Source organism: Stenotrophomonas sp. (assembly GCF_050737575.1).
Taxonomy (GTDB): domain Bacteria; phylum Pseudomonadota; class Gammaproteobacteria; order Xanthomonadales; family Xanthomonadaceae; genus Stenotrophomonas.
In genome coordinates this window covers 63,351-79,226 of the sequence record NZ_JBOHXW010000008.1, presented here as the reverse complement: position 1 = coordinate 79,226, position 15,876 = coordinate 63,351, and the positions used below count along the sequence as shown (strand labels likewise).

The window sequence follows — 15,876 nt, the reverse complement described above, 5'->3', positions numbered from 1 at the left end:
TTCTTGGGGGAAGGTGCCCGAAGGGCGGAAGAGGGGAGAGCAAAGCTGAGTTTGCTCAGGCACTGGCAACTTTTGCCTCCACCCCTCTCACCAACCGCCGCTCCGCGCCCCGGCTCTTGCGTTGCCGCAAAGGCACTCATCAGGTCGCGAACCGGTGGTTCGCAAACGACCCTCTTCGTCCCGCAAGGGGAGAGGAGCTTGACTACGAGAGTTTGAAGTTTTGTTCGGCAGAGTAGGGCTGTGCTCTACCGTTGGCGAATGTCTGCCTGCCAGATACACAAAGGGCGGCCAATGGCCGCCCTTCGTTTGCATCATCACGCCATTGCCGCTCAGCGCGGGGATGCCACTGCGCGGTCGGACGATGCGCCCTTCTTGCCGCCGCGTGCCGGTGCGCCATCTTCGGCCATCAGGTTGTCGCTACCGAAGTCGGTGTCCACGTCCAGCCAACGCTGGGTGGGCAGGCCGATGGCGCGATCAAGAATGGTCGGCATCAAACCAGAGGGCAGGCTGCTTTCACCGTTCCACATCACCGCAATGCCGAGGTCGCGTTCGGGCAGCAGTGCGACCAGGCCGCGATAGCCCTGCACGGCGCCGGCATGGAACACCACCGGGTGGCCGGAGTAATCGAACACGCGCCAGCCCAATGCATAACCGGCCGAGTCCAGACGCTGGTGACGCCAGCCCGAGCGCATCTCGCCTGGTGTGCTGACCAGCGGTGCATGCAGCGTGGCCAGCAACGGAGCCGGCAACACGTCGGGGCGATGACCGGTGTGGGCCAGCAACCACTGCGCCATGTCGCTGGCGCTGGCGTTGACGCCAGCTGCCGGCGCAACGCGGTAGTAAGTGGGCTTGGGCGTCAGCGACACCCAGCCATTGCGGCTGCGCACGTGCGGGCGTGCCCAACGCGAACTGGCCTGGATGCCGGCCAAGCCGAGGCTGGCATCGTTCATGCCCAGCGGCTTGAGGATGCGCTTTTCCACGGCCTGTTCGTAGAAGTTGCCGGAAGCGGCAAACACCACGTCGCCGACCAGGCTGAAAGCGACGTTCTGATAGGAATAGCAGTCGCCCGGCGAACACTTGAGCGGCGCGGTGGCCAGCTTCTGGGTCAGCGAGTAGTAGTCGGCATTGGCCTCGACATCGCGGTCATAGGCATTGCTGGTCAGGCCGACGCGTTGGCTGAGCACGTCGGCGACGGTCAGCTTGCTGGTGGCCTCGGGTGTTGCCAGGCGGAAACCCGGCACGTAATCGGTGACCTTGCTGTCCCAGCGCAGGGTGCCGTCGTTGACCAGCAAACCGGCCATGGTGCCGGCGAAGGCTTTGGACAGTGAGGCCAGGCGGAACACGGTGTGCGCATCGACCGGCTGCGGATTGCTGATGTCGGTGACGCCGTAGCCGCGCGCGGACAGAATGCGACCGTTCTGGACGATGGCCATTGCCATGCCGGGCACGCGGTTGCCGTAGGTCAGCTGTTCGGCCAGCGCCTCGATGGCGGCGACATTGAATTCGGCGGGCAGCGGCTGCACCTGGTCTGGCCGCAATGCAGCGCGGTAGGCCATCGGTTGCGTCGGCGACTGCGCCGGTGCGTTTTCCAGATTCACCGGCAATGCGGCGGCCGGTGCGGTAGTGGGCAGGTTCACCTGGGCGGGCGTCTGCGCGGTCGATGACAATGCGAAGGGCATCAATACCCCCAGCAACCCCGATGCGACCGGGCGAATACGCCGGCGCCTGCTGTTGTCTTTCATCGTGATCGGTGCCTGTAAGCTACTGCTGGCATGGATTCTAGCGCTGCTTTTTACGATTGCACAAACGGGGAGAGGATGAATGGGCATCGCGTTGATATTTCTTGTTTTTCTTGTGGTGGTTATCGCAGTTATCGCCGTGGGGATCGGCATCTATAACGGGCTGGTGCGCTCTCGCAATACTTACAAGAACGCGTTTGCCCAGATTGACGTGCAATTGCAGCGCCGCTTTGACCTGATTCCCAACCTGGTGGAGACCGCCAAGGCCTACATGGGCCACGAGCGGCAGACGCTGGAAGCGGTGATCGCCGCCCGCAGTGCCGCGCAGTCAGGTTTGGCTGCGGCCAAGGCCGACCCGGGCGACGCCGCCGCGATGGCGCAGTTGGCGGCATCACAAGGACAGTTGAACAGCGTGCTGGGGCGGTTGATGGCGGTCGCCGAGGCCTATCCGGACTTGAAGGCCAACCAGACCATGATGCAGCTGAGCGAAGAGTTGGCCAGCACCGAGAACCGCGTGGCGTTTGCGCGGCAGGCTTACAACGATGCGGTGCTGGGCTACAACAACCGCCGCGAGACATTCCCGGCCAATGTGTTTGCCGAGATGTTTAATTTCAGCACTGCCGCGCTGCTGGATATTCCGCTGGAGAAGCGTGAGCAGGTGCGCGAGGCGCCCAAGGTCCAGTTCTGAATCGCGCTGGCTGAGTGCAGCGATCACACCGCGTGACATGATCGTCGCGCGGGCGGCGGTCGCAGGGGGAAGGGATGAATTTTTTTGAACATCAAGCGCAGGCGCGGCGGAACTCCACGCGCCTGTTGCTGCTGTTCGCCGCAGCGGTGATCGCGATTGTCGCGGTGGTGGATGTGGTGGTGTTGCTGCTTGTCAGCGGCAGCCCGCAGGCAGTGCTGTGGTCGAGCGTCCTGACGCTGGCGGTGATCGGGCTGGCGTCGCTGTACCGCATCTCCAGTCTGCGCGGCGGTGGTGAAGTGGTGGCGGTGCAGATGGGCGGCACCGAAGTGCCTGCCAGCAGCACCGATCCCGCACTGCGACGGCTGCGCAACGTGGTGGAGGAAATCGCGATTGCCTCCGGCGTGCCGATGCCGCGTTTGTATGTGCTGGAGCAGGAACCGGGCATCAATGCATTTGCGGCGGGTTACTCGCCGGCCGATGCCGCCATCGCGGTCACGCGCGGCGCGCTGGAGCGGCTCAATCGTGACGAGTTGCAGGGCGTGATCGCGCACGAGTTCAGCCACATCCTCAACGGCGACATGCGCCTGAACATCCGCCTGATGGGTGTGCTGTTCGGCATTTTGATGATCAGCGTGATCGGCAGGCGCGTGCTGCTGCACATGGGCACCGGCGCGCGCGGGCGCAGCGGGCGCACCTTGGGCCCGGTGGTGGCGCTGCTGGTGGCCGGCGTCGTGGCGATTGCCATCGGCAGCATCGGCGTGTTTTTCGGTCGGTTGATCAAGGCGGCGGTGTCGCGCCAGCGCGAAATCCTGGCCGATGCCTCGGCGGTGCAGTTCACCCGGCAGACGCAGGGCTTGGCCGGTGCCTTGAAGAAGATCGGCGGCTTACCGGACGGCTCGCATCTGGGCAATCGCGCCGATGCCGAAGAAGTGAGCCACATGTTGTTCGGCGAAGGCCTGGGCTTCTCGCGTTGGTTCGCCACGCATCCGCCGTTGCTTGAACGCATCCAGCGGCTGCAGCCGTCATTCCGCGCGTCGCAGTTGCAGACGCTGCGCGGCAATTGGTTGGCGACGCCGCCCGATGGTCTGGCCGAAGACCGCGCGCTGGGTTTGGCCGCGCATTACGCACCGAGCGTGGATGCGCTGGTGCCGCCGGCGTTGCCGGGCACGCCGTACCGGATGCGCGTGGACCCGGAACAGGTCGCCGCGCAGGTGGCCACGCCGGCCGACGATGATTTCCAACAGGCGGTGCGTTTGGCCGGCAATCTTTCGCCTGCGCTGCGCGAACTCGCACGTGATCGTGAAAGCGCGCCTGCGTTGTTGCTGGCGCTGTTGCTCGATACGGATGCACGGGTGGCGGTTAGCCAGCGCGAGGCCGTCCAGGCGCAGCTGGGGGCGTTACAGGCGCAACGCATGCAGGAGTTGGCCGTCGGCCCGTTGCGTGACCTGCATGCAGCGCTGCGGTTGCCGGTCGCGGCATTGGCCTTCCCGACCTTGCGCAGCTTGCCGCGTCCGCAGTTGCAGGCCTTCGTGCAATGCATCGATGCACTCACTCACGCCGACGGCCGCATCTCGTTGTTCGAGTACTGCCTGTCGCGCTTGCTGCAGGTACAGGTGCAGGCGGCGCTGGAGCCGTCGAAACATCTGCACTTCGGTCGCCGCAAAGTGATCGGCGTGCGCCAGGAGTTCGCAACGTTGTTGGCGGTGGTGGCGCGGGCGGGAAATCCGGGCGATGAAGCCGGTGCGCGTCGCGCCTATCTGGCCGGGCTGCAGCGCGTCCTGCCGCAGGATCACCTGCCGTATGCGCCGCCGGTCAACGGCGTGCTGGCATTGGATGCGGTGTGGGAGCCGCTGGATGCATTGGATCCGCTGGCCAAGCAGCTGCTGGTCGAATCGGTGACCGCCACCGTCAGCCACAACCAGCGCGTCAACGTGGCCGAAGCCGAACTGCTGCGCACCCTCTGCGCGACCCTGCATTGCCCGTTGCCGGCGCTGCTTCAAGTGAGTTGAGCGTGCCGGCGCGCTAGTGTCGAGCCACGCTCGGCAAGAGCATTGCCGGGAAGGCGTCAGCGGAACATGACGCCGCGCTACAAGATCTCGTTGTTGAGAATCAGGCTGGCTGCGCGCTCGGCAATCATGATGGTCGGCGCGTTGGTGTTGCCGCTGAGCAGGCTGGGCATCACCGAGGCGTCGATCACGCGCAGGCCATCGATACCGCGTACCCGCAGTTGCGGGTCAACCACGGCGGTGTCGTTGCTGCCCATGCGGCAGGTGCCGACCGGGTGATAAATCGTTTCGGCCTTGGCGCGGATGAAAGCTTCCAAGCCCGCGTCGTCCAAATCATCGCGTTCGGGGAACAAGGGCGCCTTGCGCCATGCGGCGAACGCCGGTTGCTGCAGGAGGTCGCGGCTTAGGCGCGCGGCTTCGATCATCATCTTCAGGTCGAAGCCTTCGGCATCACTCAGATAGTTGGCATGGATGCGCGCCGGCGCCTGTGGATCGTTGCTGGCCAGTGCGATGTGGCCACGGCTGCGCGGGTGCAGATAGCAGGCGTGCAGGGTGTAGCCGTCGCCAGGCAGGCGGTGGCGGCCGTGGTTGTCGAGCATGGCCGGGACGAAGTGGAACTGGATGTCGGCGCGCTCGTCCGGGGCGAAACGCGAACGCACGAAGCCGCCGGCCTCGGCGACATTGCTGGTGCCGGCACCGCGATGGCCGCGCAGAAAATAGTCGAAACCGATCTTCACTTCGCTCAGCCGGTCGTAGCTGACGCCGGGCACGGTGCGGTAGAGCGTGCAGATGTCCAGATGGTCCTGCAGGTTGGCGCCGACGCGGGGTTGGTCCAACTGAACGTCGATGCCGTGATCGCGCAGGTGATCGGCCGGGCCGACGCCGGACAACATCAGCAACTGCGGTGAGTTGATCGCGCCTGCACTCAGCAACACTTCGCGCGCTGCCTGCAGGTGTTGGCGTTGACCACCGGCGCGCAGCACCACGCCGGTCGCGCGGCCGTTGTCGATCTGAATTCGCTCGACCTGCGCGCCGGTAAGCACCTGCAGGTTGGCGCGCTGGCGCACCGGCGCCAGATAGGCGGCAGCCGACGAGCAGCGTGCGCCGTCCTTTTGGGTGACCTGATACAGGCCAACACCTTCATGCCGAGGACCGTTGAAGTCGGTGTTGAGTGCGTACCCGGCCTGCTGACCGGCTTCGATGAAGGCGTGGCTGAGCGGATTGACGTGGCGCAGGTCGGCGACCTGCAGCGGGCCGTCACCGCCATGCAAGGCATCGCCGCCGCGCGCGTTGCCTTCGCTGTGACGGAACCACGGCAGCACGCTGTCCCATTCCCAGCCAGTGGCGCCGGCCTGCGCCCAGCGGTCGTAGTCGCCGGGCACGCCGCGCACGTAACACATGGCGTTGATCGAACTGGAGCCGCCCAGCACTTTCCCGCGCGGCCACCACAGGCGGCGGTTACCCAGTGCCGGTTCCGGCTCGGTGTCGTAGTTCCAGTTGATTCGACGATTGTTGACCAGGTGCGCCAACCCGGCCGGCATGTGGATGAAGGGGTGCCAGTCACGCGGCCCGGCTTCAATCAGCAATACGCGCAGCTGCGGGTCGGCACTGAGTCGGTTGGCCAATACGCAGCCGGCGGACCCGGCGCCGACGATGATGTAGTCGAACTCCTTCACGACCTCTCCCTTTCAATGCGTTGCAGGATAGAACGCCGCGTTGTTCCCTGACATCCCAGTGCGCACTGGCGATGTTGCGGTGCATTAGATAACTTACGCGCTTCGCAGCCCCCGGAGTTCCCGATGTCGCCGTCCTGTCGTCACCCGCTTGCACGGGGTGCTGCATGAGCGCCGCTGGTCGAACCACTCCGCTGCTGCGGCTGAAGCAGGCGCTGGGCGAGTCGCCGGCGCTGTTGTGGTCGTTCCTGTACTTCTTCTGCCTGCTCAGCGGCTACTACGTGCTGCGCCCGGTGCGGGAGGCCATGGCCGCCTCGTCGGACATGCGGACCTTGTTTCCTCAAGGACTGATTGACTGGTTTGCCGGCCACGGTATCGCGCTGCAGGACTTCACACTGCAGTTCCTGTTCTCCTGCGTGTTCGTGATCATGCTGGTGCTGCAGCCGCTGTATGGCTGGCTGGTGAGCCGATACCCGCGGCGGGTGTTCCTGCCGCTGGTCTATGGCTTCTTCATCGTCACGCTGCTTGTGTTTTACGTCATGTTCAACGCCGGCGTGCCGGGTCGGGGCATGGCGTTTTTCTTCTGGATCGCCGTCTATAACCTGTTCGCGGTGGCGGTGTTCTGGAGCTTCATGGCGGATGTGTTCTCCAACGCCCAGGCCCGCGCTTATTACGGCTATATCGGTGCAGCCGGAACCTTGGGAGCGTTTCTGGGTCCGCTCATCACCAGCACGCTGGTGGAGCGGGTGGGGATTGCCAACCTGATGCTGGTCTCGGCCGGCTTCCTGCTGGCCTGCATGGTCTGCATCTGGCGGTTGCGGCCTTGGGCGGTGCAGCGTGAGCGCGAACAGAAGCTGGTCGACGGCGAGCAGCCGATGGGCGGCAGCGTGATCGACGGCCTGAAGCTGATCGCACGCGAACCGCTGCTGCGCTGGCTGACCTTGATGGTGGTGTTCGGCGTGGGCGTCGGCACGATGTTGTACAACGAGCAGGCGTCCATCGTGCGCCGCATGATCACCGACCCCGCCGCCAGCACCGCGTTCTATTCGCGCATTGATCTGGCAGTGAACGCACTGACCCTGGTCGTGCAGCTCGGGCTCACCCGTTGGCTGTTGTCGCGCTTCGGCATCGCGCCAGCATTGTTGATTCCGGGCTTTGCGATCATCGTCGGCTTCTCGGTATTGGCGGCCTCGCCGCTGCCGTTGATGGTGGCGATGGTGCAGGTGATGACCCGCGCCAGCGAGTTCTCGCTGGGCAAGCCCGCACGCGAGACCATCTACACCCGCGTGGACCGGCAATGGCGTTACAAGGCGGGCGCGGCCATCGATACCGTGTTCTACCGTGGCGCGGACATCACCTTCGCCTGGGTACACAAGGGTTTGTCGCTGTTCGGCTCGCACGTGGTGTTCGCCGGAGGCACGCTGGTGGCGATATTCATGACGCTGTCGGCGCTGGGTGTGTTGCGTGAGGAAAAGAAGCTGCCCCGCGATCGCTGAATGCAGCGGCGCGCCACCTTGTCGTTGATGACCTGAAGGAAGCCACGTTCATGTCCTTGCTCGCGCTGCTACTGACCGTACTGGTCGCCGTTCTACACGCGTACTTCCTGGTGCTGGAGATGTTCCTGTGGACGCGCCCGCTGGGGCTGAAGACGTTCCGCAACACGCCGGAGAAAGCCGAGACAACACGCGTGCTGGCAGCCAATCAGGGGTTGTACAACGGCTTCCTCGCCGCCGGGATCATCGCCGGTCTGGCACTTGGCCAACCGGTGCTGGTGACGTTCTCGCTGATCTGTGTGGCGGTGGCCGGTGCCTATGGCGCGTGGACCGTGAGCCCGCGCATCTTCTACATCCAGGCCGTGCCGGCGACTCTTGCGCTGGTGTTGCGGGCGCTTTGACGCAAAAGCCAAAAGCCATAAAGGCAGCCCTCACCGCAACCCCTCTCCCATAAACGGGAGAGGGGAGCAGATCAGGCATCGCTTGTGCTTAAAGCCCCTCTCCCGTTTATGGGAGAGGGGTTGGGGTGAGGGCTGCGCTTGATTCTGCATCGCTGCCGCAGCACCCAAACCCAACGCACACTCAACCTTTACGCGGTGACACCCACATCGCAATCTGCGCATGGAACACCTCAACCCCCGCCGCGTCGGTCACGCTGACCTCCACCGGCAGGTCGTAGCCCGCCGCCGCGCTGACGATGGGCAGTGCCGGCGTCGCCACCGCCTTCAGCACGCCCAGTGCCTTGGCCTGATATTTCACCTCCATGCCTTTGGGAATCCAGCGCATGTCGGCCGGCAATGTGGCATCGACCATCACCCCGGCGACCAGTTCGGCCAGGTTGCACATGGCAATCGCATGCACGGTGCCGATGTGGTTGCTGATCCGTCGACGCTGGCGGATCACGCCTTCGCAGCGGCTCGGCTCCAATACGGTGATCGTCGGCGAGATGCTGGCGAAGTAGGGCGCCTTGAAGCACACCGCCCGCGAGAACAGCCAGTTGCCGGCTGGCCAGCGGATGAAACGTCGGTACAGCGAAAGCAATGGAGCGGCCATGTGCAGGATTCCTGATATGAAAACGGCGGGCACAAGGCCCGCCGTTGGTGTCGCGTTGCGGAGGGCTTACGCCGCCTGCTGCGGGCGCTGCTTGCCCGGCAGGTCGTAGTAGCCGGCCGAACGCAGTTCGTGCGCATCAAAGTCGTCCACGGTGATCGTGTCCATCGTCAGCTCGCGCAGTTCTTCCAGCAACTTGCGCTCGTCCTGGGTGATCACACCTTCAGCCACGGCCTCGTCCAACTGCGTGGCAAAGGTGAGTGCCTCGATGCCCTTGGTCTTCAGCGCCTTGATGAACTTGCGCTCCACCGGCTCGGCCATGATCGCCTTGGACAGGTAGCTGTTGATGCGGCCACCCGGGTTGTTCTCGCACGGCGTCATGAACACGCCCTGCGCCAAGCGATCACGCGCTTCGTTCGGTGCCATCAGCGTGGCAGCGACGCGGCGGCTCAGGCGGTCGCCCGGTGCTTCGGCGCGGCGGCCAAACGGGAAGATCAACGCCCACATCAGCCAACCAATCGGGCGGATCGGGAAGTTGCGCAGTGCCGCCGACAACGACTCCTCGATCTTGTGCGCGCTGTCATGGAAGGCCCAGGCCAGCAGCGGCTGATCGGCCTGCGGTGCACCTTCGTCGTGGTAACGCTTGAGCATGGCGCTGGTCATGTAGACGTGGCTGAGCACGTCACCCAGACGACCGGACAGCGATTCCTTGAACTTCAACTTGCCACCCAGCGTCATCATCGAGATGTCGGCCATCAGCGCCAGGTTGGCCGAATAGCGGTCCAGCTTGCGGAAGTAGCGACGTGTGTACGCATCACCCGGTGCCGAACCGAAGCGCGCGCCGGTCAGGCCGAACCACAGCGAACGCACCGCGTTGGAAATGCCGAAACGGACATGACCGAACAGCGCCTGGTCGAACTCACGCAGGCCGGTCTTGCGGTCTTCGTCCTGCGCGGCCTTCATTTCCTTCAGCACCCACGGGTGGCAGAGGATGGCGCCCTGACCAAAGATCAACAGCGAGCGGGTCATGATGTTGGCGCCTTCCACCGTGATGGCGATCGGCGCGGCCTGCCAGTTGCGGCCGGCAAAGTTGCGCGGCCCCAGAATGATGCCCTTGCCGCCGATCACATCCATCACGTCGGCGATGATTTCGCGGCTCATGTTGGTGCAGTGGTACTTGGCAATGGCCGACGGCACCGACGGCACATCGCCACGGTCAACCGCCGCAGCGGTCGCCTGCGACAGCGCGCTGATCTTGTAGGCCTTGCCGCCAATGCGGGCCAGCGCCTCTTCCACGCCCTCGAAGCGGCCGACCGACAGGCCGAACTGCTTGCGGATGCGTGCATACGCGCCAGTCACCACTGCGCCCGCCTTGGCGCCGCCCGAAGCGGTCGAAGGCAGGGTGATGGAGCGACCAACGGCCAGGCATTCGTTGAGCATGTTCCAGCCGAGGCCACGCTTCTCGGCACCGCCGATCAGCTGTTCCAACGGAATGAACACGTCCTTGCCGCGGATCGGGCCGTTCTGGAAGGTAGAGTTCAGCGGGAAGTGACGACGGCCGATTTCAACGCCGTCGGTATCGCGCGGCAGCAGCGCCAGGGTGATGCCGATGTCCTTGGTGTCGCCGAGCAGGCCATCCGGGTCGTACATGCGGAACGCCATACCGATCAGCGTCGCAACCGGTGCCAAGGTGATGTAGCGCTTGTCGAACGTGAGCTTCAGGCCCAGCACTTCCTCGCCCTTCCACATGCCCTTGCAGACGATGCCGAAGTCGGGAATCGAGGTCGCATCGGAGCCGGCGAACGGGCCGGTCAAACCGAAGCAGGGCACTTCCTGGCCAATGGCCAGACGCGGCAGGTAGTAATCCTTCTGCGCCTGCGTGCCGTAATGGTTGAGCAGTTCGCCCGGACCGAGCGAGTTGGGCACGCCGACGGTGGAGCTGACCACGCTGGAAACCGAGGCCAGCTTCTGGATCACCTTGTGGTGCGCCAGCGCGCTGAAACCCAGGCCGCCGTATTCCTTCGGAATGATCATACCGAAGAACTTGTTCTTCTTGATGAACTCCCACATCTCCGGTGGCAGATCCGCATGGACGTGCGTGATCTCGAAATCGTTGGTCATCGCACACAGCGCTTCCACCGGGCCATCCAGGAAGGCTTGTTCCTCGGCGGTGAGCTGCGGCTTGGGATAGTTGAGCAGAATGTTCCAATCCGGGTCGCCGGTGAACAGCTCGCCTTCAAAACCGACCGAACCGGTTTCCAGTGCGATGCGCTCGGTCTTGGACAGCGGCGGCAGCACCTTGCGGAACACGCCCATGAACGGCGCGGTGATCAGCGGCTTGCGCAGGAACGGCAACAGCACCGGCACGCTCACCAAGGCGAGGATGGCGGCCGCCACGATGATCGCGGTCTGGTTGACGCCGGCAAACCAGCAACCGGCCAGCAGTACCGCACTGGCCAAGGTCCAGACGACGAGCCGCATGCGGTGATAGGCGACGAAGGCACCTACCAACAGCAGGGCCAGGAAGGGAACGACAATGCTCATTGACTTGCTCCGGTAACGTGCTCGGTTCGGGCGGACGCGGCGGCCGAAGGCAGGGCGTCCAAGTAGTTCAACACGGCGGTGGTAAACGCGTTGTTGTCATCGCCGGCCACCATGTGAGTGGCTTCGGGCAGATGCACGTGTTGCGCGTGCGGTACCAACGTCATGAATTCTTCAACGGTCTGCGGCGAGACCAGGTCACTGCGGCCGCCGCTGATCAGCAACAGCGGGCATTCCACCCGGCGTGCGGCGTCGGCGATCGCGTCCTGGTGCTGCTCGCTGTCGCGCGCCAGTTCCTCGACCAGACGTGGGTCCCAATGCCAGCTCCAGCGTCCGTCGGTTGTCGGCCGCAGCAGCGCGCGCAACGAGTCTTCACTCTTGCGTGGGCGGTGCGGCATGTAAGTGGCAATGCTGTCGGCGGCGGCTTCCAGCGAGGCAAAGCCGTCCGGGTGCGCGCTCATGAAGGCCAGAATGCGTTCCACACCACGGGTTTCCCAGCGCGGCGTGATGTCCACCAGCACCATCGCCGAGAACAATCCCGGCCAGCGCGATTCGGCCATCAGCCCGAACAAGCCGCCCATCGACGCAGCCACCAGAACCGGCGGGCTACGCAACTCACCGGCCACGACGATCAAGTCGTCAGTGAACTGATCGCCGTGATAGGCCAGATCAGCCGTATTCCAGTCAGAGCCGCCGTGGCCGCGCGCGTCATAGCTGAGCGTGGGATGGCCGGCAGCAGCCATGGCCTCAGCGGTCGTGGTCCACGCCCCGCGTGTCTGACCAAAGCCGTGGGCGAACACGATCGGCGAGCGCTTGCCGCTGGACCGGGTTGCCGCCAGCCCAGCGCCGTTCGCGCCTTCAAGGCGGATTTCTTCACTGCGCATGGGTAAAGAGGAGATGGATGCCATACGCAATGGTATGGAATGCCGTCGGACACTGTCAATACTGATCGGTATGGAAAAGGTGGTGCACCAGCGGCCGGGTCTCCCGGCGCTTGCCGGCGGAATGCCGCGTATGGCTTTTCGCCACCCGCATACTGCAACCAGTCCCCGCCGTATGGTTAAATCTGCGCATGAACGACACAGCAGCTTCACCTGCGGAGAACCGCAGCGGACGAAACAGCCGCCTGAGCGCGGATGACTGGGCGCAAGCCGCCCTGGACATGGTGGCCGAGCAGGGCGTCGGCGCAGTGGCAGTAGAGCCGCTGGCGCGTCGTCTTGGTGTCACCAAAGGCAGTTTCTATTGGCATTTCCCATCGCGCGATGCATTGCTGCAGGCCGCCTTGGAGCGCTGGGAAGTCGTCGAACAACAACAGGTTTTCGGCAGTCTTGAAGAAGTGCCGGATCCGCGCACGCGACTGCGCGCCCTGTTCCAGTTGGTCGCACACGAAGTCACCCCGCACGTCATCTACAGCGAACTGCTCAAGGCGCTGGACAACCCGATGGTGCGCCCGGTCATCGACCGCGTCTCGCAACGCCGCATGGAATACCTGATCGCCTCGTTCCGCCAGGCCGGCCTCAGCTCCACCGACTCCCGCCACCGCGCACGCCTGGCCTACGCGGCCTACGTCGGCTTCCTGCAGTTGTCACTGCAACTGCAGCAGCCCAAACAGGCCCGCGAAGATTTCGAGGCGTATGTGGAGCATGTGATCGAGACGTTGATTCCGGGTGGTTGAAGACCGTCAACGGGGCTCGCTACGACGACCGCCGCGAGGCGGTCTTTTTTTTGCGCTTCCGAATTAACTTCAGTAGATGAAAGACAACGGCCCCTTTCGGGGCCGTTGTTGAAGGACATGATCAGTAGTTGATCGATCAGAACTTCTGCTGGTACTTCATGTACAGGAAGCGGCCCGTATCGAAGCCACCGTAGTACGAGAAGTTCGATGCACCCTGGCTGTACATGATCGGGCCGACCTTGTTGAACACGTTGTTAACGCCGAGGGCGACACGTGCGTTCCAAGGGGCCTGCCATCCAACTTGCACATCGTTGAACACGGTGCTGCTCATGCGCTCCTGCGGGAGAATCTTGCCAGCCGTAGGGCTGTAGTAATTCGGAACACGGCAGTGTTCGTCATAGCTGCAGTCTTCCTTGGTGCTGGAGTAGTAGCGCATGTTCCAGTTGGCAGACCAGTCACCCTTGTTCCAGCCCAGAGCCAAGCTGGAGCGGATACGGAAGTAAGTCTCGAAACCGTTGACCTGGCTCGGCATCGTACCCGCGTCATTGGTGCTCTTGATCTCGAACTTGCTGACGTAGGTGGTAGCCCACTTGGCGTTGAAATTGCCCCACTCGGTATCCAGGCCGTAGCTTGCGTCGAAGTCGAAGCCCTCGGTCAGGTAGTAACCGGCGTTGCGGGTGCCGAACGTCAGGTCACTGACAATGCCGCCCTGTGCCGGATCACGCTTGAACATGGCGCAGCGCGATTCGATCAGATTGACATAGCAGTCATTCAGGATCGCGTTCGGCGAGTCGGAAACAACGGTTTGATCGATGCGGATCTGCCACCAGTCAAGCGACAAGGCCAGGCCCTGGACATAGCTCGGGCTGTAGACCAAGCCGACGGTCTTGGAGGTGGAGGTTTCCGGCTGCAAGAGCGGGTTGGAGCCAGAAACGAACGGGATCGGGGTCTGGTTACCGTTAGGGCCGGTGATCGGCACAAAGCCCTGCTTCAACTGCTGATAGCCAGCCCCCACATCCTTCAGGCAGCGTGCCGAGTTGGCGGCCCTGCCGAAGTTGACGTCGCACGGATCCTGGAAGCCCGTGGCGAAGGTCTGCGAGCCGCCGCCGTAGAGGTTGCCGATGGTCGGAGCGCGGAAGCCTTCGGCGTAGGTGGCACGAACCAGCAGGTCGTCAATCGGACGCCACTTCAGGCCGAACTTGTTGTTGGTGGTGTTGCCGAAGGTGTCGAACTTTGAATAACGCGTTGCAGCGTTGAAGGTCAGTTCCTTGGCGCCGGTCATGTTGGCCAGAACCGGAATGTTCAATTCCAGATAGCCTTCATCGACCTTGTATGAACCATAGGTCGGGCCAGAGGCGAGGTTGGTGGAGTCGCCGGACTGGGCAATGGCGTCAGGCGTGAAACCACCTTCTTCCTTGCGGCTTTCGTAGCCCAGTGCGAAGCCCAGATCGCCTGCCGGCAAAGTGAAGAGCGAACCGGCAAGGTTGGCGAAGTAGTTATTGGTCTTCGTCTTGCCGACGGCATGCTCTTCCTTGAACATGAAGTCACGAACGGCTTGATCATCCAGTGAGTTTGCGACCGCGCCGGTGCCGAAGCCGGCAAACGGGTTCCACGGCACGCAGCCGGCAATCACATTACCCGGCGTGCCGCAGACGATCTTGCCGGTGATGGGATCCTGGAACGACGGGCCTACAGCAGCCTCGACTGCCGGCACGAAGAAGTTGCCGTTGTTGATGATGCTGGTGTCGGCTTCATTGAACATGTAGCCGGCGTCCCAATCGAAATAGCGGTCGCCGATCTCGAACGAACCTTCCAAGGCGGCGGTGAAGCGCCAGGTGGTCTGATCGGTAGCGGTGGTACGGGGCAGTTCCCAGCCGCGACGACGCCAGTCGACGGCACTGGTGCCACCCGTCGGGTTGAAATAGCTGTCCTTCGACATCGGCGTGCCGACTGCGGCGGACTGCAGTGGATAGCCGGCGATCTGACGGTCCGACGAGCGCTTGGTATACCCAATATCGCTGGTGAAGCGGACGTTGTCGGTGATGTCGTAGTTCGCACTGACGAACAGCGAGCGACGCTCCAGCGGCGTCAGCAGCTGCATCTGGTCAATGGAGTTGCTGGTGTCATCGGCATTCTGCGGATGGAAGCTGCCTGCACCCATCGCGTCGCCGCCACGGTTGGGGGCCTGCCATGCACCGCTGGTGCCGGAGGGACGCCAGTTGCCCCACTGGCCGACGGTGGTGTTGTTGGCGCCCGGAGCGCGCGGGTCGGCTTCGGCGGTGTACCAACGGTCCTTGGCCCACACCGGATCTTCCTTGTGGTACTCAACACCCATGGTGACCGAGCCGCGCTCGCCCGAGAAGCCGACCAGGAAGTCGTAGGTCTGCTTCTGGCCGTCACCCTGGCTGTACTGGCCGGTATAGACGTTGGCTTCGGCGCCGTCGAAGTTCCTGCGGGTGATGATGTTGATCACGCCCGCCATCGCGTCGGAGCCATAGATTGCCGAGGCGCCGTCCTTCAGGACTTCGATGCGCTCGACGATGACTGTCGGAATGGAGGAAATATCCTGATAACCGTTCGGGCTGATGCCCAAACGCTTGCCGTTGACCAGCACCAGCGTGCGCTGGGCACCCAGGTTGCGCAGGTCAATGTACTGGCCGCCGGCTTCCTGGTTGGCGGTCAGCGGCGAGGCGCGGCTGAAGTTGGGGCTACCGGCGGCAGAGATGTTCTGCAGAATATCGGCGACCGAGCTGAAGCCCTGGTTTTCGATATCGGCGCGGGAGATGGTCAGAACCGGCTGGGCGGTTTCAACGTCTACCTGACGGATGCGCGAGCCGGTGACTTCGATGCGATCGAGGTTGGTCGCGCCGCTCTTGGCGGCGTCCTGGGCGTAGGCGGTGCCTGCGGTGCCTGCGCTTGCGACAAGCGCAAGTACTACTGCATCGCGCAGCTTATTGGTCTTGCAATTCATTGGGTTCTCTCTCTCTCTGCCAAGTGGACTTGGGTGTTAC

At 63.6% G+C, this 15,876-nt stretch carries 11 protein-coding genes; 5 read left to right on the top strand and 6 right to left on the bottom strand.

What is annotated here, in order from left to right:
• Positions 1-329: 329 nt before the first annotated feature.
• On the bottom strand, positions 330-1,742 hold the full coding sequence (locus ACREP4_RS14940; protein ID WP_431596984.1) for a serine hydrolase domain-containing protein: 1,413 nt from the start codon (positions 1,740-1,742) through the stop codon (positions 330-332).
• A gap of 79 nt (positions 1,743-1,821) precedes the next feature.
• On the opposite strand from ACREP4_RS14940, the gene ACREP4_RS14935 reads away from it, so the two are divergent.
• Complete coding sequence (locus ACREP4_RS14935; protein WP_431596983.1) at positions 1,822-2,427, top strand: LemA family protein; 606 nt, start codon at positions 1,822-1,824, stop codon at positions 2,425-2,427.
• A 74-nt stretch (positions 2,428-2,501) separates the two neighbouring features.
• Positions 2,502-4,436, top strand: coding sequence for a M48 family metallopeptidase (locus ACREP4_RS14930; RefSeq protein WP_431596982.1), 1,935 nt, complete (start codon positions 2,502-2,504; stop codon positions 4,434-4,436).
• A 77-nt stretch (positions 4,437-4,513) separates the two neighbouring features.
• Here ACREP4_RS14930 and ACREP4_RS14925 read toward each other — a convergent pair whose 3' ends face one another.
• Complete coding sequence (locus tag ACREP4_RS14925) at positions 4,514-6,109, bottom strand: GMC family oxidoreductase (RefSeq protein WP_431596981.1); 1,596 nt, start codon at positions 6,107-6,109, stop codon at positions 4,514-4,516.
• A 134-nt stretch (positions 6,110-6,243) separates the two neighbouring features.
• Between ACREP4_RS14925 and ACREP4_RS14920 the strand changes: the two genes are divergently transcribed.
• Both ACREP4_RS14920 and ACREP4_RS14915 read left to right on the top strand, forming a co-directional pair.
• Positions 6,244-7,602, top strand: a complete 1,359-nt coding sequence (locus ACREP4_RS14920) for an NTP/NDP exchange transporter (protein WP_431597060.1) — start codon at positions 6,244-6,246, stop codon at positions 7,600-7,602.
• Positions 7,603-7,652: 50 nt separating this feature from the next.
• Positions 7,653-8,000, top strand: coding sequence for a DUF1304 domain-containing protein (locus tag ACREP4_RS14915; RefSeq protein WP_431596980.1), 348 nt, complete (start codon positions 7,653-7,655; stop codon positions 7,998-8,000).
• 181 nt (positions 8,001-8,181) lie between these two features.
• Here the strand turns inward: ACREP4_RS14915 and ACREP4_RS14910 are convergent, their stop codons facing one another.
• From ACREP4_RS14910 to ACREP4_RS14900, 3 genes are all read right to left on the bottom strand, one after another.
• Complete coding sequence (locus ACREP4_RS14910) at positions 8,182-8,652, bottom strand: hotdog fold domain-containing protein (protein ID WP_431596979.1); 471 nt, start codon at positions 8,650-8,652, stop codon at positions 8,182-8,184.
• Positions 8,653-8,718: 66 nt separating this feature from the next.
• On the bottom strand, positions 8,719-11,193 hold the full coding sequence (locus ACREP4_RS14905; RefSeq protein ID WP_431596978.1) for an acyl-CoA dehydrogenase: 2,475 nt from the start codon (positions 11,191-11,193) through the stop codon (positions 8,719-8,721).
• The gene (locus ACREP4_RS14900; protein ID WP_431596977.1) at positions 11,190-12,098 is read right to left on the bottom strand and encodes an alpha/beta fold hydrolase; all 909 of its coding nucleotides are present in this window, start codon (positions 12,096-12,098) and stop codon (positions 11,190-11,192) included. Before ACREP4_RS14900 ends, ACREP4_RS14905 begins: the two co-directional genes overlap by 4 nt.
• Before the next feature lie 164 nt (positions 12,099-12,262).
• On the opposite strand from ACREP4_RS14900, the gene ACREP4_RS14895 reads away from it, so the two are divergent.
• A complete protein-coding gene (locus tag ACREP4_RS14895; protein ID WP_431596976.1) occupies positions 12,263-12,865 on the top strand; it encodes a TetR/AcrR family transcriptional regulator in 603 nt (200 codons plus the stop codon).
• A gap of 136 nt (positions 12,866-13,001) precedes the next feature.
• Here the strand turns inward: ACREP4_RS14895 and ACREP4_RS14890 are convergent, their stop codons facing one another.
• Complete coding sequence (locus ACREP4_RS14890; RefSeq protein ID WP_431596975.1) at positions 13,002-15,836, bottom strand: TonB-dependent receptor; 2,835 nt, start codon at positions 15,834-15,836, stop codon at positions 13,002-13,004.
• Between the last annotated feature and the right edge of the window lie 40 nt (positions 15,837-15,876).

Bases quoted from the DNA above. Each gene is read 5' to 3' on its own strand.
- ACREP4_RS14890 (WP_431596975.1), bottom strand. From the start codon at position 15,836: ATGAATTGCAAGACCAATAAGCTGCGCGATGCAGTAGTACTTGCGCTT.
- ACREP4_RS14905 (WP_431596978.1), bottom strand. From the start codon at position 11,193: ATGAGCATTGTCGTTCCCTTCCTGGCCCTGCTGTTGGTAGGTGCCTTC.
- ACREP4_RS14895 (WP_431596976.1), top strand. From the start codon at position 12,263: ATGAACGACACAGCAGCTTCACCTGCGGAGAACCGCAGCGGACGAAAC.
- ACREP4_RS14930 (WP_431596982.1), top strand. From the start codon at position 2,502: ATGAATTTTTTTGAACATCAAGCGCAGGCGCGGCGGAACTCCACGCGC.
- ACREP4_RS14935 (WP_431596983.1), top strand. From the start codon at position 1,822: ATGGGCATCGCGTTGATATTTCTTGTTTTTCTTGTGGTGGTTATCGCA.
- ACREP4_RS14915 (WP_431596980.1), top strand. From the start codon at position 7,653: ATGTCCTTGCTCGCGCTGCTACTGACCGTACTGGTCGCCGTTCTACAC.
- ACREP4_RS14940 (WP_431596984.1), bottom strand. From the start codon at position 1,742: ATGAAAGACAACAGCAGGCGCCGGCGTATTCGCCCGGTCGCATCGGGG.
- ACREP4_RS14910 (WP_431596979.1), bottom strand. From the start codon at position 8,652: ATGGCCGCTCCATTGCTTTCGCTGTACCGACGTTTCATCCGCTGGCCA.
- ACREP4_RS14900 (WP_431596977.1), bottom strand. From the start codon at position 12,098: ATGGCATCCATCTCCTCTTTACCCATGCGCAGTGAAGAAATCCGCCTT.